29 protein-coding genes and 1 riboswitch are annotated in these 26,773 nt (G+C 76.5%); of the genes, 15 read left to right on the top strand and 14 right to left on the bottom strand.

Translation table 11 applies throughout. The features are described from left to right. Positions 1-92: 92 nt before the first annotated feature. The gene (locus tag ACU616_RS11730) at positions 93-896 is read right to left on the bottom strand and encodes a TrmH family RNA methyltransferase (RefSeq protein WP_446758638.1); all 804 of its coding nucleotides are present in this window, start codon (positions 894-896) and stop codon (positions 93-95) included. Positions 897-946: 50 nt separating this feature from the next. Here ACU616_RS11730 and ACU616_RS11725 point away from each other — a divergent pair, with 50 nt between their 5' ends. The 5 genes from ACU616_RS11725 (at position 947) to ACU616_RS11705 (ending at position 5,149) form a co-directional block, all read left to right on the top strand. Continuing rightward, the gene (locus tag ACU616_RS11725) at positions 947-1,912 is read left to right on the top strand and encodes an NAD(P)/FAD-dependent oxidoreductase (RefSeq protein ID WP_446758637.1); all 966 of its coding nucleotides are present in this window, start codon (positions 947-949) and stop codon (positions 1,910-1,912) included. Then, positions 1,912-2,946: a hypothetical protein gene (locus ACU616_RS11720; protein ID WP_446758636.1), complete on the top strand. Its 1,035-nt coding sequence runs from the start codon at positions 1,912-1,914 to the stop codon at positions 2,944-2,946. Before ACU616_RS11725 ends, ACU616_RS11720 begins: the two co-directional genes overlap by 1 nt. 96 nt (positions 2,947-3,042) lie before the next feature. Next, positions 3,043-3,765, top strand: a complete 723-nt coding sequence (locus tag ACU616_RS11715) for an ABC transporter ATP-binding protein (protein WP_446758635.1) — start codon at positions 3,043-3,045, stop codon at positions 3,763-3,765. After that, entirely contained in the window at positions 3,762-4,538 is a 777-nt protein-coding gene (locus tag ACU616_RS11710) for an ABC transporter permease (RefSeq protein ID WP_446758634.1), read from the top strand. Before ACU616_RS11715 ends, ACU616_RS11710 begins: the two co-directional genes overlap by 4 nt. A gap of 53 nt (positions 4,539-4,591) precedes the next feature. Continuing rightward, complete coding sequence (locus tag ACU616_RS11705) at positions 4,592-5,149, top strand: TetR/AcrR family transcriptional regulator (RefSeq protein ID WP_446758633.1); 558 nt, start codon at positions 4,592-4,594, stop codon at positions 5,147-5,149. Here the strand turns inward: ACU616_RS11705 and ACU616_RS11700 are convergent. Beyond that, a complete protein-coding gene (locus ACU616_RS11700) occupies positions 5,146-5,958 on the bottom strand; it encodes a thioesterase family protein (RefSeq protein WP_446758632.1) in 813 nt (270 codons plus the stop codon). The two genes, ACU616_RS11705 and ACU616_RS11700, sit on opposite strands and share 4 nt — an antisense overlap. 28 nt (positions 5,959-5,986) lie before the next feature. On the opposite strand from ACU616_RS11700, the gene ACU616_RS11695 reads away from it, so the two are divergent. Further along, a complete protein-coding gene (locus ACU616_RS11695; protein WP_446758631.1) occupies positions 5,987-6,955 on the top strand; it encodes an aldo/keto reductase in 969 nt (322 codons plus the stop codon). A 16-nt stretch (positions 6,956-6,971) separates the two neighbouring features. Here ACU616_RS11695 and thpR read toward each other — a convergent pair whose 3' ends face one another. The 5 genes from thpR to ACU616_RS11670 all read right to left on the bottom strand — a co-directional run bounded on the left by thpR (position 6,972) and on the right by ACU616_RS11670 (position 11,329). Further along, positions 6,972-7,499, bottom strand: coding sequence for an RNA 2',3'-cyclic phosphodiesterase (gene thpR, locus ACU616_RS11690; protein WP_446758630.1), 528 nt, complete (start codon positions 7,497-7,499; stop codon positions 6,972-6,974). A 29-nt stretch (positions 7,500-7,528) separates the two neighbouring features. Beyond that, positions 7,529-7,948 (bottom strand): hypothetical protein, encoded by a 420-nt coding sequence (locus ACU616_RS11685; protein WP_446758629.1) that lies wholly within the window; start codon positions 7,946-7,948, stop codon positions 7,529-7,531. A gap of 74 nt (positions 7,949-8,022) precedes the next feature. Beyond that, positions 8,023-9,315 (bottom strand): MFS transporter, encoded by a 1,293-nt coding sequence (locus ACU616_RS11680; RefSeq protein ID WP_446758628.1) that lies wholly within the window; start codon positions 9,313-9,315, stop codon positions 8,023-8,025. Further along, positions 9,312-9,746: a MarR family winged helix-turn-helix transcriptional regulator gene (locus tag ACU616_RS11675; RefSeq protein ID WP_446758627.1), complete on the bottom strand. Its 435-nt coding sequence runs from the start codon at positions 9,744-9,746 to the stop codon at positions 9,312-9,314. Before ACU616_RS11675 ends, ACU616_RS11680 begins: the two co-directional genes overlap by 4 nt. Before the next feature lie 32 nt (positions 9,747-9,778). After that, positions 9,779-11,329, bottom strand: coding sequence for an NCS2 family permease (locus ACU616_RS11670; RefSeq protein ID WP_446758626.1), 1,551 nt, complete (start codon positions 11,327-11,329; stop codon positions 9,779-9,781). A 106-nt stretch (positions 11,330-11,435) separates the two neighbouring features. On the opposite strand from ACU616_RS11670, the gene ACU616_RS11665 reads away from it, so the two are divergent. Further along, positions 11,436-11,651: a DUF2530 domain-containing protein gene (locus ACU616_RS11665; protein ID WP_446758625.1), complete on the top strand. Its 216-nt coding sequence runs from the start codon at positions 11,436-11,438 to the stop codon at positions 11,649-11,651. Here the strand turns inward: ACU616_RS11665 and ACU616_RS11660 are convergent. After that, positions 11,648-12,442 (bottom strand): DUF3027 domain-containing protein, encoded by a 795-nt coding sequence (locus tag ACU616_RS11660; protein WP_446758624.1) that lies wholly within the window; start codon positions 12,440-12,442, stop codon positions 11,648-11,650. The genes ACU616_RS11665 and ACU616_RS11660 overlap by 4 nt on opposite strands. Before the next feature lie 116 nt (positions 12,443-12,558). Here ACU616_RS11660 and ACU616_RS11655 point away from each other — a divergent pair, with 116 nt between their 5' ends. After that, positions 12,559-14,163 carry an MFS transporter gene (locus ACU616_RS11655; RefSeq protein WP_446758623.1) on the top strand — a complete coding sequence of 535 codons (1,605 nt, stop codon included), beginning with the start codon at positions 12,559-12,561 and terminating at the stop codon, positions 14,161-14,163. Next, positions 14,160-14,702, top strand: a complete 543-nt coding sequence (locus tag ACU616_RS11650) for a DUF2771 family protein (RefSeq protein ID WP_446758622.1) — start codon at positions 14,160-14,162, stop codon at positions 14,700-14,702. Before ACU616_RS11655 ends, ACU616_RS11650 begins: the two co-directional genes overlap by 4 nt. 5 nt (positions 14,703-14,707) lie before the next feature. Here ACU616_RS11650 and ACU616_RS11645 read toward each other — a convergent pair whose 3' ends face one another. Then, positions 14,708-15,103: a cold-shock protein gene (locus tag ACU616_RS11645; protein ID WP_446758621.1), complete on the bottom strand. Its 396-nt coding sequence runs from the start codon at positions 15,101-15,103 to the stop codon at positions 14,708-14,710. Between the two features lie 137 nt (positions 15,104-15,240). Between ACU616_RS11645 and ACU616_RS11640 the strand changes: the two genes are divergently transcribed. After that, positions 15,241-15,591, top strand: coding sequence for a YidH family protein (locus tag ACU616_RS11640; protein WP_446758620.1), 351 nt, complete (start codon positions 15,241-15,243; stop codon positions 15,589-15,591). Next, positions 15,588-15,920, top strand: coding sequence for a DUF202 domain-containing protein (locus ACU616_RS11635; protein ID WP_446758619.1), 333 nt, complete (start codon positions 15,588-15,590; stop codon positions 15,918-15,920). The genes ACU616_RS11640 and ACU616_RS11635 overlap by 4 nt, the downstream gene beginning before the upstream one ends. On the opposite strand, the gene ACU616_RS11630 is transcribed toward ACU616_RS11635, so the two are convergent. After that, entirely contained in the window at positions 15,910-16,473 is a 564-nt protein-coding gene (locus ACU616_RS11630) for a hypothetical protein (RefSeq protein ID WP_446761474.1), read from the bottom strand. The two genes, ACU616_RS11635 and ACU616_RS11630, sit on opposite strands and share 11 nt — an antisense overlap. A gap of 76 nt (positions 16,474-16,549) precedes the next feature. On the opposite strand from ACU616_RS11630, the gene ACU616_RS11625 reads away from it, so the two are divergent. Continuing rightward, on the top strand, positions 16,550-17,317 hold the full coding sequence (locus ACU616_RS11625; RefSeq protein ID WP_446758618.1) for an endonuclease/exonuclease/phosphatase family protein: 768 nt from the start codon (positions 16,550-16,552) through the stop codon (positions 17,315-17,317). A gap of 13 nt (positions 17,318-17,330) precedes the next feature. Here the strand turns inward: ACU616_RS11625 and ACU616_RS11620 are convergent, their stop codons facing one another. The 3 genes from ACU616_RS11620 to ACU616_RS11610 form a co-directional block, all read right to left on the bottom strand. Further along, positions 17,331-18,986 carry an AMP-binding protein gene (locus ACU616_RS11620; RefSeq protein WP_446758617.1) on the bottom strand — a complete coding sequence of 552 codons (1,656 nt, stop codon included), beginning with the start codon at positions 18,984-18,986 and terminating at the stop codon, positions 17,331-17,333. Beyond that, positions 18,983-19,210, bottom strand: coding sequence for a hypothetical protein (locus ACU616_RS11615; RefSeq protein ID WP_446758616.1), 228 nt, complete (start codon positions 19,208-19,210; stop codon positions 18,983-18,985). Before ACU616_RS11615 ends, ACU616_RS11620 begins: the two co-directional genes overlap by 4 nt. An 88-nt stretch (positions 19,211-19,298) precedes the next feature. Continuing rightward, positions 19,299-19,850, bottom strand: a complete 552-nt coding sequence (locus ACU616_RS11610; RefSeq protein ID WP_446758615.1) for a hypothetical protein — start codon at positions 19,848-19,850, stop codon at positions 19,299-19,301. A gap of 68 nt (positions 19,851-19,918) precedes the next feature. Here ACU616_RS11610 and ACU616_RS11605 point away from each other — a divergent pair, with 68 nt between their 5' ends. The 3 genes from ACU616_RS11605 (at position 19,919) to ACU616_RS11595 (ending at position 24,474) form a co-directional block, all read left to right on the top strand. After that, a complete protein-coding gene (locus tag ACU616_RS11605) occupies positions 19,919-22,180 on the top strand; it encodes a helicase-associated domain-containing protein (RefSeq protein ID WP_446758614.1) in 2,262 nt (753 codons plus the stop codon). 95 nt (positions 22,181-22,275) lie between these two features. Further along, positions 22,276-23,961, top strand: coding sequence for a DNA repair helicase XPB (locus ACU616_RS11600; protein ID WP_446758613.1), 1,686 nt, complete (start codon positions 22,276-22,278; stop codon positions 23,959-23,961). 120 nt (positions 23,962-24,081) lie between these two features. Next, a riboswitch (guanidine-III (ykkC-III) riboswitch) is annotated at positions 24,082-24,148 on the top strand. 11 nt (positions 24,149-24,159) lie between these two features. Further along, positions 24,160-24,474 carry a DMT family transporter gene (locus ACU616_RS11595; protein ID WP_446758612.1) on the top strand — a complete coding sequence of 105 codons (315 nt, stop codon included), beginning with the start codon at positions 24,160-24,162 and terminating at the stop codon, positions 24,472-24,474. 259 nt (positions 24,475-24,733) lie between these two features. On the opposite strand, the gene ACU616_RS11590 is transcribed toward ACU616_RS11595, so the two are convergent. After that, complete coding sequence (locus tag ACU616_RS11590) at positions 24,734-26,716, bottom strand: DUF222 domain-containing protein (RefSeq protein ID WP_446758611.1); 1,983 nt, start codon at positions 26,714-26,716, stop codon at positions 24,734-24,736. Between the last annotated feature and the right edge of the window lie 57 nt (positions 26,717-26,773).

Below are 26,773 nucleotides of genomic sequence, written 5' to 3'. Positions count from 1 at the left end.
GACGGCGGCAGGACCGCCGTGCCCCCCACGGCTCGCGCGCTCACCGCGGGGCCCTGCACGGGGGCCGTCCAGCACGACAGGGGCCGTCCCCCTCACCGGAGGGTGGCGAAGGCGACGGCCGCGGCGGCGGCCACCCCGAGGGAGTCGACGCCGTCCCGCATGGGGATCCGGGCCCGCACCCGCGCCGCCGCCTGCGCCTCGGGTGTGAGGCCCGGCCCCTCGGCGCCCAGCAGGACCGCGGTCCGCGGGTGCGCCCGCGGGTCCACCGCGGCCAGGTCGACCGCGTCGGGTGCGGGTGTGAGGGCCACCGTGAGGTACCCGGCGTCGTGCAACCGCGCCAGCCCGCCCGGCCAGTCGGGCAGGACGGCGAAGGGCAGCGCCAGCACGTGGCCCATGGAGACCCGCACCGCCCGCCGGTAGAGCGGGTCGGCGCAGCGCGGGTCCAGCAGCAGCCCGTCGACGCCGAGCGCCACCGCCGAGCGTGCGATCGAGCCGAGGTTCTCCGCGTCGTTGAGCGCCTCGAGGACCGTCAGGCGCCGGGGGGCGGCCGGGTCGGGGCCGGCGAGCAGCGCGTCGACGTCGGCCGGCGGGCGGCGGTCGGCCGAGGCGAGCACCCCGCGGGTGAGCCGGAACCCGATGAGCTCCGACAGCGCCCACTTGTCCATCTCGTAGGCGGCCACGCCCGCGGGCAGGTCCAGCTCCGCCAGCCGGCCGGGGACGCCGAGCACCGCGCGCACGCGGTACGGCGAGGCGAGCAGCCGCTGCACCGCCGGCACGCCCTCGACGACCACCGGACCGGTCCCCCGCGGCCGGCCGGCCGGCCGGTCGCCGGCGTGCAGGTCGCGGAAGTCGGCCACGCGCTCGTCGGCCGGGTCGGTGATCGGGACGGCGGGCACGCCTCGATCCTCCCCGAGCGCCGTCGGCGGTCTGCCCGCAGGATCCAGTGGTGCCCAACACGACTGTCGTCGGTGCCGGGATCGCCGGCGTCGCCTGCGCCCGGGCCCTGGCCGCGGCCGGGGTGCCGGTGCGCGTCCTCGACCGCGGCCGCCGTCCCGGGGGCCGGATGGCCTCCCGCACCCTGTCCGGCCGGGTCACCGACACCGGCGCCTCCTACCTGACCGCCGCCGACGGCTCGCCGTTCGCCGACGTCGTCGCGGACTGGGTCGCCCGCGGGCTGGCCCGCCCCTGGACCGACACCTTCGCGGTCGCCGGCCCGGACGGCGTCGAGCGCACCACCAGCGGGCCGGTGCGCTACGCCGCCCCCGGCGGTCTCCGCTCGCTGGTCGTCGACCTCGCCACCGGCCTGGACCTGGCGCAGGAGCACGCCGTCGAGCGGGTGGAGCCCGGTCCCCGCGTCGACGGCGAGGAGGTGCCCGCCGCCGTCCTGGCCCTCCCCGACCCGCAGGCCCGCCGCCTGCTGCCCGGCGACCTCGCCGGGCGGCTGCTCGGCGAGCGGGAGTGGCAGCCCAGCCTGGCCGTCGTCCTCGGCTGGGACGAGCGCCGGTGGCCGGCCGACCTGCACGGCGCGTTCGTGCACGACGACCCGGTGGTCGAGTGGATCGCCGACGACGGCGACCGGCGTGGCGACGGCGCGCCCGTCCTCGTCGCGCACACCACCGGCGCGACGGCCGCCGCGCACCTCCAGGACCCCGACGCCGCCGCTCCGGCCGTGGCCGCGGCGGTGCGGCGGGTGCTCGGCGTCGGCGTCCCGCCGGCCTGGACGCACGTGCACCGCTGGACGTACGCCCGGCCGGTGGAGCCGCGCGAGGAGCCCTTCGCCCTGGTCGAGGGCATCGGGGTGTGCGGCGACGGATGGCGGGCGCCGTCGAAGGTGGAGAGCGCCTGGACCTCCGGCCACCTGCTGGGCACGGCACTGGCCGCGCAGCTCGGCGCACGGCCGGGGAGCCGCTGATGCCCGGTGGCCTCGCGCCTCCCCCGGGCCCGCCGGACGAGGCGGCCGAGACCGAGCGGTCCGACGGCTCGCGGCCGAAGGCCGGGCTGCGCACCATCCTGCTGCCGGCGTTCATCGCCGTCGCCGTGGGCACGGCCTTCGTCGCGGTGTTCCTCGCCGCCTTCTCCACGCCCGAGCCGCACGGGCTGGCCGTCGGCGTCGCCGCGCCCGCGCCGCAGGTGCAGCAGGTCCGCGACGCGCTCGACCGGGCGCAGCCGGGCGCCTTCACCGTCGTCCCGCTGGACGGCGCCGCGGAGGCGGAGGAGGCCGTCCGGCGCACCGACGTCTACGGCGCGCTCGTCCTCGGCGGCCCGGGGCCGCAGCTGCTCGTGGCCGGCGCGCACGGCCAGGGCGTGACCCAGACGCTCACCCAGGCGTTCGGCCCGGTGGCGCAGCAGGCCGGCGGGCAGCTGCAGGTGCGCGACCTGGTCCCGCTGGCCGCCGGCGACACCCGCGGCCTGGCGATCTTCTACACCGCCTTCGGCGTGGTGCTCGGCGGCTTCCTGTTCGGCATCACCACCTACCAGGCCGCGCCGCAGCTCGGGCTGGGCAAGCGGACGCTCAGCGCGCTGCTGTTCGCCGGCGCCTCCGGGATCAGCGCCTCACTGCTCGGCGAGGTCGCCTTCGCGTCGGTGCCGGCCGGGTTCTGGACCGTCGCCGGCCTGGTCGCGCTGCTGGCCCTCTCGGTGGCCGCGACGGCGGCGCTGGTGCTGCGGCTGCTGGGCGCGGCCGGCACCTTCGTCACCTCGGTCGGGCTGCTGATCCTCGGCAACGCGACCAGCACCGGCAACCTCCCGGCCGAGTACCTGCCGGGGTGGCTGGAGCCGCTGGCCGGGATCCTGCCGCCGGGTGTCGCCGTCCGGGCGCTGCGCGGGGTCACCTACTTCGAGGGCGACGGCGTGGCCCGCGCCCTCGTCGTCCTCGGCCTGTGGTGCGTGGTCCCCGCGCTGCTCATCGCGCTCCTCGACGCCGCCGCCCGCCGCCGCGCGCGCTGACCTCCTCCCGGCACGGCCGGGGGTGTTGACCTGCCCGCGGAAACTCATCTAGCGTTGAGTTCATCAGGCGTTGAGTTCCGTCTCCGGGAGGTCGCCATGACCGACGCCGTCACCGTCACCGACCTGGTCGTCGACCGCGGGCGCCGACGAGTGCTCCCCGGGCTGTCCTGCGCCGTGCCCGCGGGCCGGGTCACCGGCCTGCTCGGCCCCAGCGGCAGCGGGAAGACCACGCTGCTGCGCGCCCTGGTCGGCGTGCAGCGGATCCGCTCGGGCACGGTCACCGTGCTCGGCGAGCCGGCCGGCAGCCCCGGCCTGCGCAGCCGGGTCGGGTACGTGACCCAGGCGCCCAGCGTCTACCCCGACCTCACCGTGCGGGAGAACGCCCGGCACTTCGCCGCGCTGTACGGGCGCGACGCCCGCGCGGCCGACGACGCGCTCGCCGCCGTCGGCCTGACCGACGCCGCCGGGCAGCTGGTCGCCGACCTCTCCGGCGGCCAGCGCGGCCGGGCGTCCCTGGCCTGCGCGCTGGTGGGCGAGCCCGAGCTGCTCGTCCTCGACGAGCCCACCGTTGGCCTGGACCCGGTGCTGCGGGTCGAGCTGTGGGAGCGGTTCCACGCCCTCGCCGCGACCGGCGTCACCCTGGTGGTCTCCAGCCACGTGATGGACGAGGCCGGCCGCTGCGACCGGCTGCTGCTGCTGCGGGAGGGCCGCCTGCTGGCCGACTCCACGCCCGCCCGGCTGCGCGCCGAGTCGGGCACCGACGACCTCGAGGAGTCCTTCCTCCGCCTGGTGCGGGCCCAGCAGGAGGTGGCGGCGTGAGCGCTCCGACCGCCGTCCTGAGCCCCCGGCTGACGACGGCGACCACCGCGCGGGTGCTGCGCCAGCTGCGGCACGACCGCCGCACCATCGCGATGATGGTGCTGCTGCCCAGCCTGCTGCTGGGGCTGCTCTACCTGGTCTGGGAGGACGTGCCGAGCCCGCCCGGGCAGCCCGGCGTCTTCGACCGGGTCGGGCTGACGATGCTGGGGATCTTCCCGTTCGTGGTGATGTTCCTGGTGACCAGCATCGCGATGCTGCGCGAGCGCACCTCCGGCACGCTCGAACGGCTGCTCACCACGCCGCTGTCCCGGCTGGACCTGCTGCTCGGCTACGGCGCCGCGTTCGGGGTGGCCGCGGCGGTGCAGGCGGTCGTGACGGTGAGCGTGGCGACGACGGTCTACGACCTGCAGATCGCCGGGTCGGTGTGGCTGGTCGTGCTCATCGCCGTCGTCGACGCCGTCCTGGGGGTGGCGCTCGGGCTGCTGGCCAGTGCCTTCGCCCGCAGCGAGTTCCAGGCGGTGCAGTTCATGCCGGTCGTCGTCCTGCCGCAGTTCTTCCTGTGCGGGCTGCTGGTGCCCCGTGAGCAGATGGCCGGCTGGCTGCAGGCGATCAGCGACGTGCTGCCGCTGACCTACGCCGTGGAGGCCCTGCAGGAGGTCGGGCGGTCGGCCGCCGGGACGGGCACGATGTGGGCCGACGTCGGCATCGTGGCCGGCGCGGCCGTCCTCGCCCTCGCCCTGGCGGCGGCGACCCTGCGGAGGAGGACCAGCTGACGGCAGCACGGCGCCCGGGACGGCGGCCCGGCAACCCCGACACCCGCGAGGCGGTGCTGGCCGCGGCCCGCACCGCCTTCGCCGAGCGCGGCTTCGACGGTGCCACCATCCGGGCCATCGCCACCGCGGCGGGTGTCGACCCGGCCCTGGTGCACCACTACTTCGGCACCAAGGACAAGCTGTTCCTCGCCGCGATCGAGGCGCCGGCCGACCCCGCGGAGTTCCTGTCGGAGGCGCTGGCCGGCGGCCGTGAGCAGCTCGGGGAGAACGTCGTCCGGCTGCTGCTGCGGGTGTGGGACGGCCCGGTGCGCCCGGCCGGCCTCGCGCTGGTCCGCTCGGCGGTGGGCAACGAGTGGACGGCGCGGCTGCTGCGCGAGTTCCTCGTCTCCCAGGTGCTGCGCCGGGTGGTCGGGACGCTGGACCTGCCGCCGGCCGAGGCGCAGGCCCGCGGCGCGCTGGTGGCCTCCCAGCTCATCGGCGTGGTCATGACCCGCTACGTGCTGCGGCTGGAGCCCATCGCCTCCGCGCCGCCGGCCGAGCTGGTCGCGGCGCTGGGGCCGACCGTGCAGCGCTACCTCACCGGCGACGTCGTCCTGCCCGGGAGCCGCTAGCGCGCCACCCGGGCCAGCTGGCGGCCCTGCGCGACCAGCCGGCCGGCGGAGTCCCAGATCCGGCACTCCTCGTCCGACCAGCCGCCGGTCACCTCCGTCGAGCGCGACTCGACCAGGCACCAGCCCGGCGCCGGCAGCGCGCGGACGAGCACCTGCAGCTGCACGGTGGGCGCCCAGCCGGACTTCCCGACGGCGAAGGCGGTCGGGGGCAGCGCGTCGGCGAACAGCAGCAGCGCCAGCGGGTCGGGCTCGCGGCCGTCGGCCAGCCGGATCCAGGCCCGCAGCACCCGCCGGTCCGACGGGCGGCCGACCACCCAGCCGGCCGTCGCCGGGTCCAGCCGGGTGTCGATCTGCCGGGCCAGCCCGACGGCGGGGCCGCCCTCGCTGGTCCGGGTGGCCACGCACTCGTCGGGCCCGGGCAGCGAGGGAGCCGGGTTGACCGAGTAGTCGGCCGGGGCGCTGCCGAGGGTCGCCGTCGTCACCTGGACGGCGAGCGAGGGGCCGGCCGCGCCGGCCAGCAGGACCGAGGCGTGCGCCAGGGTGCGCCCGGCGGGCCCCGGGGTCACGGTGAGGTCGGCCGGCCCGCCGGCCGTGGCCCGCAGGTAGCTCGCCGAGAGCGCCACCGGGTGCGGGTGCGGGCTGTCGAGCAGCGCCGCCCGCGCGACGACCCCGAGCAGGTAACCCCCGTTGAGCACCGCGCCGCCGACGTCCCAGGCCGGGTCCAGCTCGGCGCGGAACCCGCCGCCCTCGGTGCGGGCGACGGCGGTGGCCCGGTCGAAGGCGGAGAGCTCGGCGTCGGTCTGCGGCACGGCCGCCAGGGTGCCAGGGTGACTGGACGTGGAGTACACGCACCTCGGACGCAGCGGCCTGTCGGTCTCCCGGCTCTGCCTCGGCACGATGAACTTCGGGTGGCGGACGGAGGAGCCCGAGGCGCACGCGGTCATGGACCGGGCGCACGCCGCGGGCGTCAACTTCTTCGACACCGCCAACGTCTACGGCTTCGAGGCCGGCAGGGGGCGCACCGAGGAGGTGCTCGGCACCTGGTTCGCCCAGGGCGGGGGCCGCCGCGAGCGCACGGTGCTGGCCACCAAGGTCTACGGCGGCATGTCCGACTGGCCCAACGACACGTTCCTGTCCGCCCGCAACCTCGTGCGCTCGGCCGAGGCGTCGCTGCGCCGGATGCAGACCGACTGGATCGACCTCTACCAGTTCCACCACGTCGACCTCGCCACGCCGTGGGACGAGATCTGGCAGGCCTGCGAGACGCTCGTCGCCCAGGGCAAGGTGCTCTACGTCGGGTCGTCGAACCACGCGGCATGGCAGCTCGCCGCGGCCAACGAGGCCGCCGCCCGCCGCCGGTTCCTCGGGCTGGTCAGCGAGCAGTCGCACTACAACCTGCTCACCCGGCACGTGGAGCTCGAGGTGCTGCCGGCCGCCCGGCACTACGGCATCGGGGTCATCCCGTGGAGCCCGCTGGCCCAGGGCCTGCTGGCCGGCGTCCTGGGCGACCAGGAGGGCGACCGGCGGCACGCCGAGCGCAACCGGGAGCGCATCGAGCGGCACCGCCCGGCCCTGCAGGCCTACGAGGACGCCTGCCGCGAGTGGGGCCTGGCCCCGGCAGACGTGGGCCTGGCCTGGCTGCTGCACCGGCCGGGCGTCACCGCGCCGATCGTCGGCCCGCGCACCGTGGAGCAGTTCGAGGGCTCGCTGCGCGCCCTGGACGTGCGACTCGAGCAGGCCCAGCTCGACCGCCTCGACGAGGTCTTCCCCGGCTACCGCACCGCGCCCGAGGAGTACGCGTGGTAGCCCACGACGGGGTGACTCACGGCAGGGTCCAGGTGGTCTGCACCTCGTGCCGGCCGGCGGTGCTGCGCACGAGCGCGACCCCGGCGAGCGGCCAGTCCGGCCCGCGGTAGCCGGTCAGCCGGTCGGGCAGGTCGCCGTCGGCGGGCCGGCGCGGGAGCCAGCGGCCCACCGTCAGGTGCGGGCGGAACGGGCGGTCCTCGACCGGCAGGCCGAGTCCGCGGGCGCCGGCGGCCAGCCGGCCCGCCAGCGCGGTGAGGACGGCGACGTCGCCGTCGAGGCCGGCCCAGCAGACGGCGGGCCGGCGCCGGGAGCCGAACCGGCCGGCGCCGGCCAGCCGGAGCGTCGCCGCGGGCGTGCCGGCGACCGCGGCCCCGACGGCGGCGGTGAGGTCGGTCAGCCGGGCGGGCGGGACCGCACCGAGGAACAGCAGGGTCAGGTGCCAGCGGGCGGGGTCGCCCCAGCGCGGCGCGCCCGGGACGTCCCGCAGCGGAGCGAGGGCCGCGGCGAGGTGCGCCCGCGCCGGCGCGGGGGGCGTCACGGACACGAACAACCGCAGCGGTGCCGCGGGCTCGCTCAGCGCACCACGAGGCCGGCCTCGGCCAGCGCGGTCTCCAGCCGCAGCCGTTCGACGTCGCGGGCCAGCCCCGGCGGCAGGGTGGCCAGCGCGTGCGGGACGTCGAACTGCCCGGCCGCCTCGGTGAGCACGTCGTCGTAGGCCGCCTGGAAGCCGCGCCGGCGCTGCGCCGGAGAGCCCGCCGGCACCCGGTCGAGCTGGCGGGCCAGCCGGCGCAGGTCGGCGGCGACCTGCTCCACCGGGCGGTGCACCGGCGCGGGCGGCTGCTCGAGGCCCAACGCCCGGCGGCGGGCGGTGCGGCGGGCGCGCAGGTCGAGCCGCAGCTGGCCGGAGAACAGCTTGAAGGCCGCGCCGAGCGCGGCGAAGCTGCCGACCAGCATGCCGGTGACGGCGGCGAGGGACAGCAGGGCCTCGGTCATGGCGCTCCGTCGAGCCACGGGGGACGGTGGCCGCGACGGTACGTCGGGCGGTCGCCGCCCGCCAGGTGGCCTGCTCAGGCCGCCACCGGCGCGCGACGACGGCGGGCCAGGACCAGCCCGGTGCCCAGTCCGGCCACCACGACGACCAGCCCGCCGAGGATGAGGCCCCACGGCGCCCCGAGGTGCTCGGACACCCAGCCGATGAGCGGCGCCCCGAGCGGCGTGCCGCCCATGAAGCACATGAAGTACAGCGCCATCACCCGCCCGCGCATCTGCGGGTCGGCGCCCAGCTGCACGAAGCTGTTGTTGGCCACGCTGAACACCAGCGCGGCCGCGCCGGCGGGGACCAGCAGGACGGCGAAGGCCACGTACCCGGGCGCCAGCCCGCAGGCGACGGTCAGCAGCCCGAAGACGACGGCGGACCCGACGAGGAAGCGCTGCCGCGGCCGGACGCTGCGCCGGGTGGACAGGAACGCGCCGGTGAGCGAGCCGACCGCGAACGTCGTCGACAGCAGCCCGAAGGCCTCGGCGCCCAGGTCGAAGACCTCGCGGGCCATGAGCGCGATGGTGACCTGGTAGTTGAACCCGAAGGTGCCGATGACGAAGGCCAGCACCATCGCCAGCACCAGGTCCGGGTGCGACCAGGTGTAGGCCAATCCCGCCCGGAGCTGGCCGCGGCCGCGCGCCACCGGCGCGCTGCGCCGCAGCTCCCCCGGCCGCATGAGCGACAGCGCCCCGATGGTGACGACGAAGCTCGCCGCGTTGACGAAGAAGGCCGGCGCGGTGTCGCCGCCGGAGGCGCCGATGAGCAGCCCGGCCAGCGACGGGCCGATCAGCCGGGCGCCGTTGAAGATCGTCGAGTTCAGCCCGACGGCGTTGGCGAGCAGGTCGCCGCCGACCATCTCCGAGACGAAGGCCTGGCGCACCGGCGCGTCGATCGCGGTGACCGACCCCAGGGCGCCGGCCAGGACGAACACGTGCCAGAGCGCGATGGCGCCGGTGGCCACCAGGGTGCCGAGGAGCAGGGCGAGCAGGCCCATGAGCACCTGGGTGACGACGAGGACGCGCCGCTTGTCGTAGCGGTCGGCGAGCACCCCGCCGTACATGCTCAGCAGCAGGGTCGGGCCGAACTGCAGTGCGGTGACGAGGCCGATGGCCACACCGCTGTCACCGGAGAGCTGCAGCACCAGCCAGTCCTGGCCGATGCGCTGCATCCACGTGCCGGTCAGGCTGACCAGGTTGGCCGAGGCGTAGAGCCGGAAGTTGTGCACCCGCAGCGAGCGGAAGGACCCCCGGGCGGCGGACGGCGCGGGCGCGGTCGTGCCGGGGCTCGTCCCGGGGGTGGTCTCAGCGGCCGTCGGGGTCACCCACCGACGAGTTCCTCCATGATCGCCGCGGCCTCCCGCAGGGTCGCCCGCTGCTCGGGGCTGAGCCGGTGCAGCCGCCCCGACAGCCAGGCCTCCCGGGCCCGCGCCTCCTCGGTGAGCAGGCTCTCCGCGGCCGGCGTCAGGGCGATGACCACCTGGCGGCCGTCGGTCGGGTGCGGGTCGCGCGTGACCAGGCCCATCCGCTCGAGCGCGACGACGACGCGGGTCATCGACGGCGGCTGCACCCGCTCGTGGGCCGCGAGCTCCCCCGGGCTCATCGCGCCGTGCCGCTGGAGCGTCGAGAGCGCGGCCAGGTGGGTGAGGGTGACCGTGGTGTCGACCCGCTGGTTGCGCAGCCTCCGGCTGAACCGCATGACGGCCAGGCGCAGGTCGTGGGCGAGCGCCGCGGAGTCCAGCGTGGACCGGGTCACGACGCCCACCCTACCGCGACCCTTAGCCGGGCTCAGAACAGCTGCTGGAGCGGGTCCAGGGCGAAGTAGACGACGAAGGCGACCGCGATCACCCACATCAGCGGGTGCACCTCGCGCCGGCGGCCGACCGCCGTCCGCAGCAGGACGTAGCTGACCACGCCGGCGCCGATGCCGTTGGTGATCGAGTAGGTGAACGGCATGAGCGCGATGGTGAGGAACGCCGGGATGACGAGGGACATGTCGTCCCACTCGAGGGTGCGGATCTGGCTGATCATCAGCGCGCCGACCACCACCAGCGCCGGCGCCGCCGCCTCCGAGGGCACGATCTGCACCAGCGGGGTGAAGAACATCGCCAGCAGGAACAGCGCACCGGTGACGACGCTGGCCAGGCCGGTGCGGGCGCCGTCGGCCACGCCGGCCGCGCTCTCGATGTAGGTCGTGCTCGACGAGACGCTCGCCGCGCCGCCCGCGGCGGCGGCCACCGAGTCGACCAGCAGCACCGGCTGGGAGCCGGGCAGGTTGCGGCGCTCGTCGAGCAGGTCGCCCTCGGCGCCGACGGCGGTGACCGTGCCCACGGTGTCGAAGAAGTCGGCGATCATGATGGAGAAGACGATCAGCAGCGCGGCCACGACGCCGATCCGCTCGAACCCGCCGAAGAGCGAGAACCTCCCGACCAGCGAGAGGTCCGGGGCGCTGACGACGTCGCCGGGCAGGCCGGGCACCTGCAGTGCCCACCCGCGCGGGTTGACCTCGGTGCCGTCGGCGCCGGTGCGCGGCCCGACCGAGGCGATCGCCTCCACGACGATCGCCAGCACGGTCGAGACGACGATGCCGATGAGCAGCGCCCCCCGCACCCGGCGGACGACGAGGACGGCGGTCAGCAGCAGCCCGACGACGAAGACCAGCAGCGGCCACCCGGCCAGCTGCCCGCCCACGCCGAAGGTGATCAGCGGGTTCCCGGGGCGGATGACCCCGGCGTCGGCCAGGCCGATGATCGTGAGGAAGAAGCCGATGCCGACCGCGATCGCCGTCTTCAGCTGCGGGGGGATGGCCTCGAACACCGCCCGCCGGAACCCGGTGAGCACCAGCACGGTGATCAGCAGGCCCTCGAGCACGATCAGGCCCATGACCTCCGGCCAGGCCAACTGGGTGGCGGCGAAGACGGCGACGACGGCGTTGATGCCCAGGCCCGTGGCCAGTGCGAACGGGTAGCGGCCGACGACGCCCATGAGGATGGTCAGGGCCCCGGCGACCAGCGCGGTGACCGCGGCGACGGCGCCGAAGGGCAGGCTCGCCCCGGTGACGTCCGCGCCGGACAGGATGATCGGGTTGAGCACCACGATGTAGGCCATCGTGAAGAAGGTGGTCACCCCGCCGCGCACCTCGCGGCCCACGGTGCTGCGCCGCGCGCTGATGGAGAAGTACCGGTCCAGGCCGTTGCGCGGCCTGATCCTCGGACCCTCGCTGCGACGGGGACGCGGCGACCCGGCCGCGACGTCGGCGGGCGTGTCGCCGGTGCGGCCGGCCGCGCGGACGCCACCGGCCGCGCCGGCGCCACCGGAGGGGCGGGACTTCTCGGGCATGGGGGCTCCTGCTGACCTCGGCTGCCGGGCGGTGAGCGGCGACAGCGTGCCACACGCCGGTCGCGGCCCCGCGCGCGTCGCCGGCCCGGGCGCCTAGGGTCGGTCCGTGCCCGCCCCCACCAAGCCGGCCCCTCCACCGCTGCGCGTCGACACCGTCCGCGTCGTGCTCGTCGGGACCGGGCTGTGGGCCGTCGCGCTCGTCGTCCTGCTGCTGCTCGGGGACCGGGTGGACCGGATGTGGACCTGGACCTGCGTGGCCGGGATCGTCCTCGCCGTGCTGGGGCTGGCCCTGATGCGCTGGCAGAAGGAGGGCGGCCGCTAGAGGACGTCGAAGTCCGCGGTGTCGTAGCGGGCCGACGTCACGACCTCGGCGGGCTCGCCGACGGCGAGGGTCGCCTGGCTGTGCGCGCCGCAGCCGTAGTCGACGGCGACGACGCGGCCGTCGGCCGGGGAGTACTCGTTGCCGCAGGCGCCGAGCAGGCCGCGCAGCGAGCCGGCCAGCGGCAGGAAGAAGCCGCACGCGCCGCACGGGCCGGGCGCCTGGCGGGCCATCGGCGCGCGGGGGCCGAACTCACCGGCCAGCCAGCGCGCGGCCGCGGTGCTGCGCCCCTCGCGCGACATCACCCGCTCGCGGCCCAGCCCGAGCTCGGTGGCCAGCGCCTGCGCCTCCGGGTCGGCCGCGGCGTCGTCGTCGGCGGTGTAGGACGGCACCAGGCGGGGGTCGTCCTCGGTGGCGGGCAGGACGTCGCCGACGGACAGGTCGCCGGGGCGCAGCCGCTCGTGCCAGGGCACCCAGGCCGGGGCCAGCAGCGCGGCGTCGCCGGGCAGCAGCACGACCTCGTCGACGGTGACCTCGTCGGCGTCCGGGACGCGGGCGAGGGTGACCGCCCAGTGCCACCCGACGTAGCCGGGCTGGCGGCTGGCGAAGGAGTGGGTGAGGACCTGGCCGAGCGCGCCGGCCGGCACGCCCTCGGCGGGGTCACCGAGGGGCTCGGGCGTGGCGCCCAGGTGCTCGCCGACGAGGGCGGGGTCACCGGCGGTCTCCTCGGCCGCTGCGCGGGCCAGGTCGACCGCCGCGGTCAGCACGTCGCGGTCGGCGGGGTCGGGGTGCACGCCGCCATTGTCGCCGATGGCCGCTCCCGCGCCGAGGTCCCGGGGTCCCCCGGCCCCAGCGTGACCCCCGTCGCGGTCCCGGCCCCTGCTCAGGGAGGTGCGGCACCATGGGGCCCGTGCCGTCCTCGCGTCCGCCCGGGCCCTCCCGGGGAGTGCTGCGCCGCCGCCCCGCGCCGGCGCCGCCGGACCGCCGCTCCCCCGACCACGGCTCCCCCGACCGTGTGGACACCACCCCGCTGGAGCTGCCCACCGCCGAGCCGGGGCCCGGCACCCGGCCGATGGCCGCGGCTCCCCCGGCCCCGCCGCCGCACCAGCCCCCGCACCAGCCGCCGCCCGCGCACCCGGCGCCCAGGACGACGGTCACCCGGGTCGCCGTCGCGCGCACCCGCGAGCTCACCGGCGCCGCCGTCGCCCGCGTGCGGGCGGCCGGCCGGGCCGACGGGGCCGCGGAGAGCGGCCTGACCCACCTGCTGTGGGTCAACGCCCTGCACATGGCCGGGGACGCGATGATCGCCGTCTCCCTGGCCGGCACGCTGTTCTTCACCGCCACCACCGACGCCCAGCGCGGCAACGTGGCGCTCTACCTGCTGGTCACGATGGCGCCGTTCGCGGTGCTGGCGCCGGTCCTCGGCCCGCTGCTCGACCGGCTCCAGCGCGGCCGCCGGTGGGCGCTGGCCGCCGCCTCGCTCGGTCGGGCGGCCCTGGCGCTGGTGATGGCCGCCCACGTCGGCGACGTCGTCCTCTACCCGGCCGCGCTCGGCGTCCTCGTGCTGTCCAAGGCGCACACCGTGCTGCGCGCCGCGGTGGTCCCGCGGGTGCTGCCGCGCGCCATGTCGCTGACCTCCGCCAACGCCCGCCTGTCGGTGTTCGGGCTGGTCACCGCGGCCGTCGCCGGCGGCATCGGCGCCGGGCTGGCCGCGCTGGCCGGGTTCGGGCCCCTGCTGTGGGCCACCGCCGCCGTCTTCGCCGTCACCGGGGTCATGGCCGTCCGGCTCCCCCGGCACGTCGACGTCCCCACCGGCGAGCAGCCGGCCGACGTGCTCGGCACGGCCCCGCTGCCGCGCTCGGGCCGCCGGCGCCGCCTGGTCGACCCGCACGTCGTCCTGGCGCTGCGGGCCAACGCGGCCCTGCGCGGGCTCGGCGGGTTCCTGACGATCTTCTCGGCGTTCCTCGTGCAGGCCACCGTCACCGACGGCTGGGAGGCCACGCTGGCCCTCGGCGCGATCGCCGGGGCGGCGGGGGCCGGCAGCATCCTGGGCACCGGCATCGGCTCGCGTTGGCACGCCGCCGATCCCGACCGGGTGGTCGTCTGGTCGGCCGGGGCCGCCGCGGCGGTCACCGTGCTGGCGGCGGTGTTCTTCGGCCTGGCGACGGCGGCCGCGGTCGCCGGTGTCGCGGCGGTCGCCAACGCGCTGGGCAAGGTGGCCCTCGACGCGATCATCCAGCGCGAGGTGCCCGAGGGGCTGCGGGCCTCGGCGTTCGCCCGCTCGGAGACGGCACTGCAGCTGGCCTGGGTGGTCGGCGGGGCCCTCGGCATCGCGCTGCCCCCGATCGGCTGGCTGGGCTTCACCGTCGCCGCCGCGCTGCTCGTGCTCGCCGTCGGCCTCGCGCTCTGGACGCCCCGCCGGCGGCGCTGGGCGCCGGTCGACCCGGCGGCCCCGACCGTGCCCGACGCCGTGCGCGTGGCCGGCCCGCCCACCGTCCCGGAGGGCCGGCCGTGAGGACGAGGGGCACCGGCGCCCTGCTGGCCGGCGTGCTGACGGCGGCGCTGGCCGGCTGCGGCGGATCGGCCGCGTCGTCCGGGCCGCCGGAGGTGACGGTGACGGCCGGGCCGCAGGAGGTCGCCGCCCGGCCCACCCAGTACTGCGGCGACGGCGAGGGCCAGCGCTACAAGGTCGAGCCCCCGGTGATCGAGGTCTCCCCCGACACCGCGATCGTCCTCACCGTGCCCCAGGAGGTCGCCGACAACGGCTGGGGCGTGCAGGTCTACGACCAGGGGCTCGAGGAGCGGCTCGGCGAGGTCGACGTCGAGGACGGGCAGGCCCGGTTCGACGGGATCAACAGCTCCGACGTCGTCCCGCCGGCCTTCTACCTGGTGGTGGTCGAGGACGAGCACGACGACTGCGTGCTCTCCGGCGCCTGGCCGATCGGCTTCCTGCGGGCCGGCGGCGACCTCGGCCCGACCCCGACCCCGACGCCGACCCCGACCCCGACGCCGACCCCGGCCCCGTCACCGGCCCCGGTCACCCCGGCCGGCTGACCCCCTCAGGCCTCCAGGTCGGCCGCCACCGCCCGCAGCACCGCCGCGACCTTGCGCGACTCGGCGCGGTCGGGGTGCCGGCCCCGGTGCAGCGTGTTCGAGACGTCGTCCAGCAGCCGGATGAGGTCCTCGATGATGGGGACCAGCTCGTCGGGCTTCTTGCGGTGCTGCGCGGCGACCTTGGCCGCCACCGACGGCAGCGGGTCCAGGACGCGCACCTGCAGCGCCTGGTCGCCGCGGCGGCCGGCCACGATGCCGAACTCCACCCGCTGACCCGGCTTGAGCTCGGTGGTGCCCGACGGCAGGGCGTCCTTGTGCACGAAGACGTCGGGGCCGTCCTCGCGCGAGAGGAAGCCGAAGCCCTTCTCGGGGTTGAACCACTTGACCTTGCCGCTGGGCACGTTGATCCCTCAGTCGTCGTCCGTGGGTGGCCCCGGCGCTGGGCCAGGGGACGGGTGCGGCAGCCTCGGCCGCTGTCCGGGCCCAGGTTAGCCACCGCCGGGATCCCGGTGGAGCGCTTTCGGGGAGGATCGGTCCCGTGAGCGACGGGCCCGGGCACCCGGACTACCGGTTCACCCTCGCCAACGAGCGGACCCTGCTCGCCTGGCTGCGCACCGGCCTGGCGCTGGTCGCCGGCGGGGTGGCGGTGGCCTCCTACGTGCCGCGGCTGGGCGTCCCCTGGGGCGGCGGCGCGGTGGGCCTGGCGCTCGTGGCGACCGGCCTGGGGACCGCGCTGGCCGGCCACGCCCGGTGGCGGCGCAACGAGCGGGCGATCGCCGCCGACCGGCCGCTGCCCGCCGCCCGGACGGTGACCGGGCTGGTGGCGGCGCTCACCGTGGTCGTGCTGCTGGTCGCCGTGCTGCTCGTCCTCGACGTGGCCGGCCGGTGAGCGGGCCGGCCGGTGAGCGGGGCCGGCCGGTGAGCGGGGCCGAGACCCAGCCGGAGCGCACCGCGCTGTCCTGGCAGCGCACCGGCCTCGGACTGCTGGGTGTGGCCGCGCTGCTGGCCCACCGGGCGGCGCTGTCGGGCCGGGTGCTGCCCGGTGCGCTGGCGGCCGTCGTGGCGCTGGCCGGGCTGGCCGTCCTCGGCCTGCTCGCACCGCGGCGGGCCCGCGCGCTCGCCCGCGCGGCGGCGGCGGCACCGCGCGCGGCCGCGCTGGCCACCGCGGCCGTGGTGCTCAGCGCCGCGGCCGCCGCGGCGGTGGTGGTCAGTCGCTGACCGGCGGCTCGACGACGCCGAGGCGGCCGAGCAGGTCGAGGAAGACGACGGCGAAGTCGTTGTCGGTGACCTCGCGCCGGACGGTGGCCCAGTCGACCTGCTCGCGCAGCGCCCGCGCCACCGGCAGCAGCCGGGAGAAGTCGCAGTAGTGCTCGTCGAGCGCCATGAGCTTGGTGGTCAGGATGTCGGTGGCCGCCAGGACGGGCATGTGCACCGACAGCACCGGCTTGACCTCGGCGCGCTCGATGAGGTCGCTCTCCACCGGGTGGCCGCAGGTGCGCCACAGCACGTCGACGAACGAGTTGCCCTGGACGACCTTGGTCAGCCAGTCCTCGGCGGGGTCCTCGACCTGCAGGCCGGCGTCGTGGAGGACCTTGACCGCCCGCTCGGCCTCGGCGGAGGGGACGAGGAAGTCGGCGTCGTGGTCGGGCTCGGGGGCGCCGCGCACCCACGCGGCGTACCCCCCGCACAGGGCGAACGGGACGCCGCCCTCCTTGAGGGCCACGGCGGTGCGCTTGAGCAGGTCGCGGATCTCGTCGCGGTCGTCGGGCATCACGCTCCGGCTGCTACCCGCGACCGGGCGCGCCACGCACGCGTGGGGACGGGCCGGCCGGGGCACGCAGCACGGCGTGCGCATCGCGACCTTCAACATCCTGCACGGGCGCTCGACGGTCGACGACCGGGTCGACGTCGACCGGCTGGCCGCCGCGGTGAAGACCCTGGACGCCGACGTCCTGGGGCTGCAGGAGGTCGACCGCGACCAGCCCCGCTCGATGAACGCCGACCTCACCGCGGTGGCCGCCGAGGCGATGGGCGCCGTCGACTCGCAGTTCGTCGCCGCGCTGGCGGGCACGCCCGGCGGCACCTGGATGGCCGCCACCGGTGACGAGCAGCCGGGCTCGGCCAGCTACGGCATCGCGCTGCTGTCGCGGTTCCCGGTCGTGTCCTGGCGGGTGGTGCGGCTCCCGGCGCTCAACCGGCGCGTGCCGGTGTGGTTCCGCGGCGCCCGGGCGCCCAAGCTGGTCGGCGACGAGCCGCGGGTGGCCGTGGCCGCCGTCCTCGACGGGCCGCACGGCCAGTTCACCGTCGCGGCCACCCACCTGTCGTTCATCCCGGGCTGGAACTCCTTCCAGCTGCGCCGGCTGGTGCGCGCGCTGACCGGCACCCGCGAGCCGCTGGTGCTCCTCGGCGACCTCAACATGGAGCCGCGGCAGGCCACCCGGGTCAGCGGGCTGCGGCCCCTGGCCGCGGGCGCCACCTTCCCCGCCCACGCGCCCACCCGGCAGCTCGACCACGTGCTGGCCCGCGGCCGGCTGGTGGCCACCGGGCAGGCCGAGGCGCCGCGGCTGCCGCTGTCGGACCACCGGGCGCTCGTGGTGCCCTGCGGCCCTGCCTGAGGGGAGCCCGCCCTCAGGCGTTGCGGACGGCGGCGGCCGACTGCAGGCCCAGCTCCTCGATCGAGACCTCCCGCATCTCGACCTTGCGCACCTTGCCGGTGACCGTCATCGGGAACCCGTCGACGATCTTGACGTAGCGCGGGACCTTGTAGTGGGCCAGCTTGCCGGCGCAGAACTCCCGCAGCGCCTCGGCGGTGAGCGGTTCGGCGCCCTCGCGCAGCCGCACCCAGACCATGAGCTCCTCGCCGAACCGCTCGTCGGGGACGCCGATCACCTGCGCGTCGACGACGTCGGGGTGGGTGTAGAGGAACTCCTCCACCTCGCGTGGGTACACGTTCTCCCCGCCGCGGATCACCATGTCCTTGATCCGGCCGACGATGTTGAGGTAGCCCTCGTCGTCCATCACCGCGAGGTCGCCGGTGTGCATCCACCGGGCGGCGTCGATGACCTCGGCGGTCTTGTCCGGCTGCTGCCAGTAGCCGAGCATCACCGAGTAGCCGCGGGTGCAGAACTCCCCCGGCGTCCCGCGCGGCACGGTGCGGCCGGTCTCGGGGTCGACCACCTTGACCTCCAGGTGCGGGTGCACCCGCCCGACGGTCGAGGTGCGCCGGTCGAGGTCGTCGTCGGCACCGGTCTGGGTGGACACCGGGGAGGTCTCGGTCATGCCGTAGCAGATGGTCACCTCGGTCATGCCCATCTCGGCGACCACCCGCTTCATCACCTCCACCGGGCACGGCGAGCCGGCCATGATCCCGGTGCGCAGGCTGGAGAGGTCGTAGGTGCCGAAGTCGGGCAGGGCGAGCTCGGCGATGAACATCGTGGGGACGCCGTAGAGGGAGGTGCACCGCTCGTCCTGCACCGCCTGCAGGGTGGCGGCGGGGTCGAACGCCGGCGCGGGGATGACCATCGTGGCGCCGTGGCTGGTGGCGCCGAGGTTGCCCATCCCCATGCCGAAGCAGTGGTAGTAGGGCACCGGGATGCAGACCCGGTCGGCCTCGGTGTAGCCGCAGCCCTCGCCCACGAAGAAGCCGTTGTTGAGCAGGTTGTGGTGGCTGAGCGTGGCGCCCTTGGGGAAGCCGGTGGTGCCCGACGTGTACTGGATGTTGATCGGGTCGTCGGCCGAGAGCTCGGCGGCCCGCTCGGCCAACAGGCCCCGGTCGGCGGCCCGGCCGGTCGCCATCAGCCGCTCCCACTCCGGGTCGCCCAGGAACACGACCTCGCGCAGCTCGGGGCACTGCTCGCGGACCTCGGCCACCATCGCCCGGTAGTCGCTGGTCTTGAAGGCCGGCGCGGCCACCAGCACCGAGATGCCGGCCTGCTGCAGCACGTAGGCCAGCTCGTGCGTGCGGTAGGCGGGGTTGATGTTGACCAGGACGGCGCCGAGCTTGGCGGTGCCGTACTGGACGAAGACCCACTCGGCGCAGTTGGGCGCCCAGATGCCGACCCGGTCGCCCTTCTGCACGCCGAGGGCGTCCAGGCCGAGGGCGCAGGCGTCGACGTCGGCGACCAGCTCGGGGTAGGTCCAGCGGCGACCGGTCGCGCACTCGACGAGCGCCTCGTGGTCACCCACCCGCGCCGCCGTCCGGTCCAGGTCCGCACCGATCGTGTCCCCGAGGAGGGGGACGGTCGAGGTGCCGCTCGCGTAGGACGGCAGCGCGGGCGCGCTCATCGCCGGCGGTTCTCGGGGAGCTGGACACCTGCCCGGTTGGGCTTGTCGGTGGGGTGCGCGTAGCGCAGCCGCTCGGGCGGCAGCGGGAAGCTGTGGTCCTCACCGAAGGGCGAGAGCCCGCCGGCCAGCTCGCTGACCAGCTCGGTCACCGGCGGCCCCTCGTTCTCCGACTGCCCCCAGGTGGGCTCCACCAGGTGGGCGTGCTTCTCCTTGCGCTTGGCCATCTCGCCTCCGTGCCTCGGGCGCACCTCGGGTGCGCGTCGACGCCATTCTCGCGTGCCCCGTGTCCTACCCGCACCAGCCGCGCCCGCATCACCCCCGTTCGCGGGGACCGCGGCGGGACCGGCCGGCGGTGCGGGCGCCGTAGAGGGTGGGCAGGCCCTCGGCGGTGAGCACCCACCGCCCCCCGCCGACCGGCGCCGCGCGCACCTCACCGCCGTCGAGGCCCTGCACCTGGCGGGTGCGCCACACCGAGGTGCTGACCAGCCGCAGCCGCACCGGCTCGTCGTCGGGGTCCCACTCGTCGTAGCCCTCGGGCTCGAAGGCGACGATCGCCGGGCCGGCGATGCGCAGCAGCCCGCGCTGCCACGGGACGGCCGACAGCCCCCGCCGCCAGCGCAGCGCCCGCAGCAGCCCCCCGAGGCCGGCGACCGCGGCGACGAAGCCGCCGACGACCAGGACGACGACGAGCATGCCGACGAGCGGCAGCGGGCGGCCGCGGTCCTGCGCGACGCTGACGGCGACCGCGCCGAGCAGCACGGCCAGGACGACGGCGATGACCCCGCCGGCCAGCCAGCGCAGCGCCCCGGCGCGATAGCCCTCCAGCGCGGCCCGGGTGTGCGGGTCGTCGGCGGCCGGCTGCACGCCGCCATGCTGGCAGGCCCTCGGGACGGCGGCGGCGGCCCGGCCCGCTGCGTCGTAGCGTTGACCGGATGCCTGCCGACCGCCCCGCCACGCTCGCCGCGTGGCTGCGCACCCGCAGCGACGCCCAGCTCGCGGCGCTGCTCGCCGCCCGGCCCGACGTGGCCCGGCCCGCGCCCTCGGACGTCGTCGCGCTGGCCAGCCGGCTGGCGGTCCCCGTGTCGGTGGACCGGGCGCTCGACGAGCTCGACGCGGCCACCCTGCAGGTGCTCGACGTCGTGCTGCTGGCCCCCACCGACGGCATCGAGGGCGGGGACGTCGCCGCGGCGCTGCCCGGCCTGCCCGAGGACGCCGTCGTCGCCGCGGTCGAGCAGCTGACCACCCGGGCGCTGCTGTGGGGCGACGACGTCCTGCACGCCCCCGACCAGGTGCGCCGCGCCGTCCGGTACCCGGCCGGGCTGGGCCGCCGCGCCGCCGAGCTGCGGGTGACCCTGCCCGCCGACCTGCCCGCGGCCGTCGGTGCGCTGGAGCCCCCCGAGCGGGAGGTCCTCGAGCGGCTGGCCGGTGACCGCCCGGTGGGCCACCTGCCCGAGACCGGCGGCGGCGCGGCCTCACCCGCGCGGCGGCTGCTGCAGGCCGGGCTGCTCGCGCGCATCGACGCGCTCAACGTCGAGCTGCCCCGCGAGGTCGGCCTGCTGCTGCGCGGCGACCAGCCCTACGGCCCGCCGCGGCTGCGCCCCGAGCCGGACGTGGTCGAGCGGGACCCGGCCGCCGTCGACCGGCAGGCCGCCGGCGCGGCGCTGGAGGTGGTCGGGCGGGTCGGCGAACTGCTCGCCGAACTCGAGGAGGAGCCGGCCGGGCTGCTGCGCAGCGGTGGGGTCTCCGTCCGCGACCGCAAGCGGCTGGCCCGGGCGCTGTCGGTGTCGGAGGCCGACGCCGGCTGGCTGCTGGAGCTGGCCTTCGCCGCCGGCCTGCTCGACGTCGGCGGCCCGCACCGCGACGAGTGGCTGCCCACCCGCGGCTACGACCTGTGGCGGGAGCAGCCGCTGCCCGACCGCTGGGCGACCCTGGCGGCCGGCTGGCTGGAGAGCACCCGGCTGCCCTCGCTGGTCGGGCAGCGCGACGTCGCCGGCAAGGCGGTGAACGCCCTGTCCCCCGACCTGGTGCGGCACACCGCCCCGGCCATCCGCCGCTCGGCGCTGACCGCGCTGCTCGACACCCCACCCGGCCGCGGCCTGGCCCCCGACGACCTGGTCACGCTGCTGCGCTGGCGCACCCCGCGGCGGGCCGACCGGCTCGCACCGGTGCCCGACGTGCTCGCCGAGGCCGCGCGGATCGGCGTCCTGGTGGGCGGGGTGCTGTCCTCGGGCGGCCGCGGGTTGCTCACCCGCGGCGAGGAGGGCGCCGCCGACGGCGTGCAGGGGCTGCTGCCGGAGCCGGTCGACCACGTGCTCGCCCAGCCCGACCTGACGCTGGTGGCGCCCGGTCCGCTGGTCGCCGGGCTCGCCGACACGCTCTCGGTCGTGGCCGACGTCGAGTCCTCCGGCGGCGCGACGGTGTTCCGGGTGTCGGAGTCCTCGGTCCGGCGGGCGCTGGACGCCGGGTGGTCGGCCACCGACCTGCACGAGTTCTTCGGCCGCGCCTCGCGGACGCCGGTGCCGCAGGCGCTGGACTACCTGGTCGACGACGTCGCCCGCCAGCACGGCCGGCTGCGGGTGGGCGCCATCGAGTGCTACGTCCGCTCCGACGACCACGGGCTGCTCTCCCAGGTGCTCGGGGACCGGCGGACGGCGTCGGCCGAGCTGCGCCGGCTGGCCCCGGGCGTGCTGGTCAGCGGACTGGGCGCCGACGAGGTGCTCACCGTGCTGCGGCAGGCGGGGTACGCGCCGGCCGGGGAGTCGCCGGGCGGCGCCGTCCTCACCCGGCCGCCGGCCCGGCCCCGCGCGGCCGGGCGGCGTCCCGGCCCTCCGCCGTCGCCGGCCGGGCGCCCGCTCACGCCGGCCGAGGCCGACGCCACCGTGCGCGAGATCCGGGCCGGCGACGCCGCGCTGGCCGCCCGCCCGGCGGCGCCGGTGCGGCAGGTCCCGGGCGTGACCACCGCGGGGACGCTCGAGGTGCTGTCGCGCGCCATCCGCGACGGCGTGCCGGTGTGGCTGGGCTACGTCGACGCGCAGGGCAGCGGCAGCCAGCGCGTCGTGCAACCGGTGTCCCTAGCCGGTGGCTTCCTGCAGGGCTGGGACGAGCGGCGGCGGGAGAACCGCACCTTCGCCGTGCACCGGATCACCTCGGTGGCGCTGGTCGAGGACGACGAGGCGCAGGCCGCGTCGTCCTGACGGGAAGGTGCCGTCGGCACCCGGCGTTACCGTGGGTGGTCCGGCGCAGCCCTCGCGCGCGCCCCTGTGGACCTCCCAGCGACGGAGAGAGACGCGTGTCCGACGGCCCCCTGATCGTCCAGTCCGACAAGACCCTGCTGCTCGAGGTCGACCACCCGCAGGCCCGTGAGTGCCGGGCGGCCATCGCGCCGTTCGCCGAGCTCGAGCGCTCGCCCGAGCACGTGCACACCTACCGGGTCACCCCGCTGGCGCTGTGGAACGCGCGCGCGGCCGGGCACGACGCCGAGCAGGTCGTCGACGCGCTGGTGCGCTACTCGCGCTACCCGGTGCCGCACGCGCTGCTGGTCGACGTCGCCGACACGATGGACCGCTTCGGGCGGCTGACGCTGCAGAACGACCCGGTGCACGGGCTGGTGCTGACCACCACCGACCGCGCGGTGCTCGAGGAGGTCGTCCGGTCCAAGCGGGTGGCGCCGATGCTCGGGGCGCGGATCGACCCCGACACCGTCGTCGTCCACCCCTCCGAGCGCGGGCGGCTCAAGCAGGCGCTGCTCAAGATCGGCTGGCCGGCCGAGGACCTCGCCGGCTACGTCGACGGGCAGGCGCACCCGATCGAGCTGGCGCAGGAGGGCTGGCACCTGCGCGACTACCAGCAGGAGGCCGTCGAGGGCTTCTGGGCCGGCGGCTCGGGCGTCGTCGTCCTGCCGTGTGGCGCGGGCAAGACACTGGTCGGCGCCGCGGCGATGGCCGAGGCCAAGGCGACCACGCTGATCCTGGTGACCAACACCGTCTCGGGGCGGCAGTGGAAGCGCGAGCTCATCGCGCGCACGTCGCTGACCGAGGAGGAGATCGGCGAGTACTCCGGGGAGCGCAAGGAGATCCGCCCGGTCACCATCGCGACCTATCAGGTGATGACGACCCGCCGGAAGGGCGAGTACCGGCACCTGGACCTCTTCGACGCGCAGGACTGGGGCCTGATCGTCTACGACGAGGTGCACCTGCTGCCCGCGCCGATCTTCCGGCTGACCGCCGACCTGCAGTCGCGCCGGCGGCTGGGCCTGACCGCGACGCTGGTGCGCGAGGACGGCCGGGAGGACGACGTCTTCTCCCTCATCGGGCCCAAGCGCTACGACGCCCCGTGGAAGGACATCGAGTCCCAGGGCTACATCGCGCCGGCCGAGTGCACCGAGGTGCGGGTGGCCCTCGACGACGAGGAGCGGATGACCTACGCGGTCGCCGAGCCCGAGGAGCGGTACCGCATCGCTGCGACGGCGACGTCGAAGCTGCCGGTGATCCGGCGGGTGCTCGAGCGCCATCCCGGCGAGCAGAAGCTGGTGATCGGCGCCTACCTCGACCAGCTCGAGGAGCTCGGCCGGGTCCTGGACGCGCCGGTCATCCAGGGCTCGACGACCAACCGGGAGCGGGAGAAGCTCTTCGACGCCTTCCGGCGCGGCGAGGTCGACACGCTGGTCGTGTCCAAGGTGGCCAACTTCTCCATCGACCTGCCCGAGGCCGCCGTCGCCGTCCAGGTGTCGGGGACGTTCGGGTCGCGGCAGGAGGAGGCCCAGCGGCTGGGCCGGGTGCTGCGGCCCAAGGCCGACGGCCGGCAGGCGCACTTCTACACGGTGGTCAGTCGCGACACCCTCGATGCCGAGTACGCCGCCCACCGGCAGCGCTTCCTCGCCGAGCAGGGCTACGCGTACACGATCGTCGACGCCGCCGACCTCGCCGGGCCCGGTGAGGTCGGCGGCCCCGACTGGGTGGACGAGCCCGCCGACTGAACAAGGACCCTGTTCCCCCACCACTCGCGAGCTCGTGGCGGGCCCCTGCAGCAGCGCCGCTCTCCTGCTCACTGGTGGCCGACCTCACCGCCCGGGCCGGCCCCCGTGTGCCATGGTGGGGACGGGACCCGGTCGAGGGCCCCCGGACGAGCGGCGCCGTACCCGGACAGCGACAAGACGGCGACCACGGGAGTCCTCGTGTCCTGGTTCGTCCTCGTCCTCTCCGGCGCCCTCGAGGCCGTGTGGGCCACCGCCCTCGGCCGCACGGAGGGGTTCACCCGCCTGGCGCCGACCGTCGTGTTCCTCGTCGGGATCGTCGGCAGCATGCTCGGGCTCGCCTTCGCGATGCGGAGCCTGCCGATCGGGACGGCCTACGCCGTGTGGGTGGGCATCGGTGCCGCGCTGACCGCCGGCTACGCGATGTGGTCCGGCGAGGAGCCGGTGTCGGCGGTGCGGGTCCTGCTGCTGCTGGGCATCGTCGGCTGCGTCATCGGCCTCAAGCTCACGCACTGACCGCCCCGTGCCCCACGGTGCAGGGGTGATGGCGCGGCTGGTGAGCGAGGTGGCGACCCTGCTGTACCGCCATGACCCGATCGGCATCGCCTTCGGTGACAACCCCGACGAGTACCGCCTCGAGGCGGAGAGCATCGTCGCGCGTCTACCCCGGGCCCGCTCCGTCGAGGACGTCCACCCGCTGGTGCACGAGGAGTTCGTGCGCTGGTTCGACGAGGACACCGTCGTACATCTCCTCACCGTGAGTGGGCTCGCCTCGTCAGTACGGCGGGGGCTCGGTGGTGGCGGTGAGGCCGGTGGGTGTGGTGACGGTGAGGGTGCCGTCGGGGGCCTGGTGGTGGGACCAGCCGGGGGCCTGGTGCTTGCCGCGGTGGTGGCCGGTGCAGTAGCCGGTGAGGTTGGCCGCCGAGGTCCCTCCGGCCGGCCAGGGGACGGTGTGGTCGAGTTCGCCGCCGCGGGGCACGCGGCGGCGGCAGCCGGGGAAGCGGCAGCGGCGGTCGCGGGCGCGCACGTACCGGTCGAGGGCGGCGGCCGGCCGGTGGCCGTCGGTGGGGGCGGGGGTGTGCAGGCCGGTGCCGGCCCGGGCGGTGGCGCGCAGGTCGGGCAGGTCGGTGAGCGCGAGCAGGGCGCCGGTGAGGGCGTCGACGACGGCGATGCGAGGGCGGTCGGCCAGTCCGCCGCCGGTGGTGCGGTCGAGCAGGGCGGCCAGAGTCTGGCGGTGGGCGTGGCTGGCGGCGGTCAGCGCGCCGAGTGCGTCGGTGGCGGCGGTGACCTGCCCGGCGGGGCTGCGCCCCCAGGCGGTCTCGTCGGCGGTGTCGGCGCGCTGGGCGGTGGCGACGGTGCGTCGGGCGTGACCGATGGCCTGCTGGGCGGCCAGCAGCGCGGCACCGGCGTGCTCGACGGCCCGGTCGGCGCGCGCCCACCAGCCGCCCTCACCGGAGTCGGCGCCGGAGGAGCCTTGATCGGCAGCGGAGGGGTTGGCGTGCAGCGCCCGGTCGGGCTGCGGGTCGGGTGGGTCGAGGTCCGCGGCGACGTCGCCGGGGCCCTGCTGGTCTGGTGGTGGGCCGGTGCGTGCCAGCCAGCGCAGCAGTTCTTCCTCGGGCACCGCGTCGTCGGGGTCGGGATCGACCTCGCCGGCCAGGAGGCGGCGTTCGAACTCCTCCGACCAGCGCCGGAAGTCCTCCTCCTCGGCCAGCGAGAGCGCCGCACCGGCCATGTGGACCTCACCGTCAGTCGTCCGGTCAGGCGTCACGTCGGTGGGCGTTGCCTCCGGGCTCGACTCAGTCGTGGTCGCATTGGCGGGCGTGGCGTCGGTGCTGATCAGTGGCTGGCCGGTGAGGGCGGTCAGCAGGGCGCGGACCACCTCGGCGGGCACGACCTGCCCGTCGATCTCACATGCCGCGTCGCCGCCGAGCAGCGCCCCGACCGGGGCGACCACGGTGAGGACCACCTGCACCGGCGGCAGCCCGGACTCACCCGGGCGCAGCACCAGGTCCAGCAGGCAGTCGGCCATCTTCTGCCCGCGGGTGCGGATGTCGGCTGGATCGGCGGGCAGCGCGTCGGCGCAGGCGCCCAGCGCCGCCACCAGCGCGCACGCCTCCGGAGAGGTCAGCAGCGCCGAGACCACGCTCATGCCGTCGGTGCGGTCGGGGCGGAGGTCGATGTCGCGCTGCCGGACCGCGCGGGCCAGCCGGTCGGCCGCGGCGCGGGCGTCACGCGCCAGCACCAGCCGGCGGGCCCTGTCGCCCAGCTGAGCGGGGGTGGTCACCGCCCGCCCGGCGGCCCAGGCCAGCAGCTCGGCCTCCACCGCGGCCCGCAGGCCGTCGTCGCCGATCGGGGCGACCTTGTCCAGCAGCGGCCCCAGGTGCCCGGGGTGCAGCACCCCGGTCTCCAGCGCGGCGAGGGCGGACGGCAGCCGGTGCACCAGGGTCAGCGAGCGTTCCAGCAGTGCTGCGGCGGCCTGCTCGCTGATCGCCAGCGCCACTACCAGCTCCTGGGTGGCCCACTCGCTCACCGGCCGCAGCACCTCGGCCCGCCCCGCCCACCGCTGCGGACTCATCGCCCCCGGGGTGCCCTGCGCCCGGTCGACCGAGGCGGGACGGGCAGCGGCGAAGGCGGCCACCGCGCGCGCCTGCAGCGCGGTCTGCCGGCCGATCTCCCGCCACGCGGCCTGCACCGCACCCAGCGGCCCCGGCGACAGCGCGACCGGCGGCTCCAGCACCGAGGTCCGCACGTCGTCCACGGCACCGACACTACGGCCGACCACTGACAGGAACGGCGGCCTGAGCAGGGCGAACAC

This window comes from Geodermatophilus sp. URMC 62, from assembly GCF_052931475.1.
Note: the sequence above shows the minus strand (reverse complement) of the source record. Positions and strands in the feature narration are given on the sequence as shown.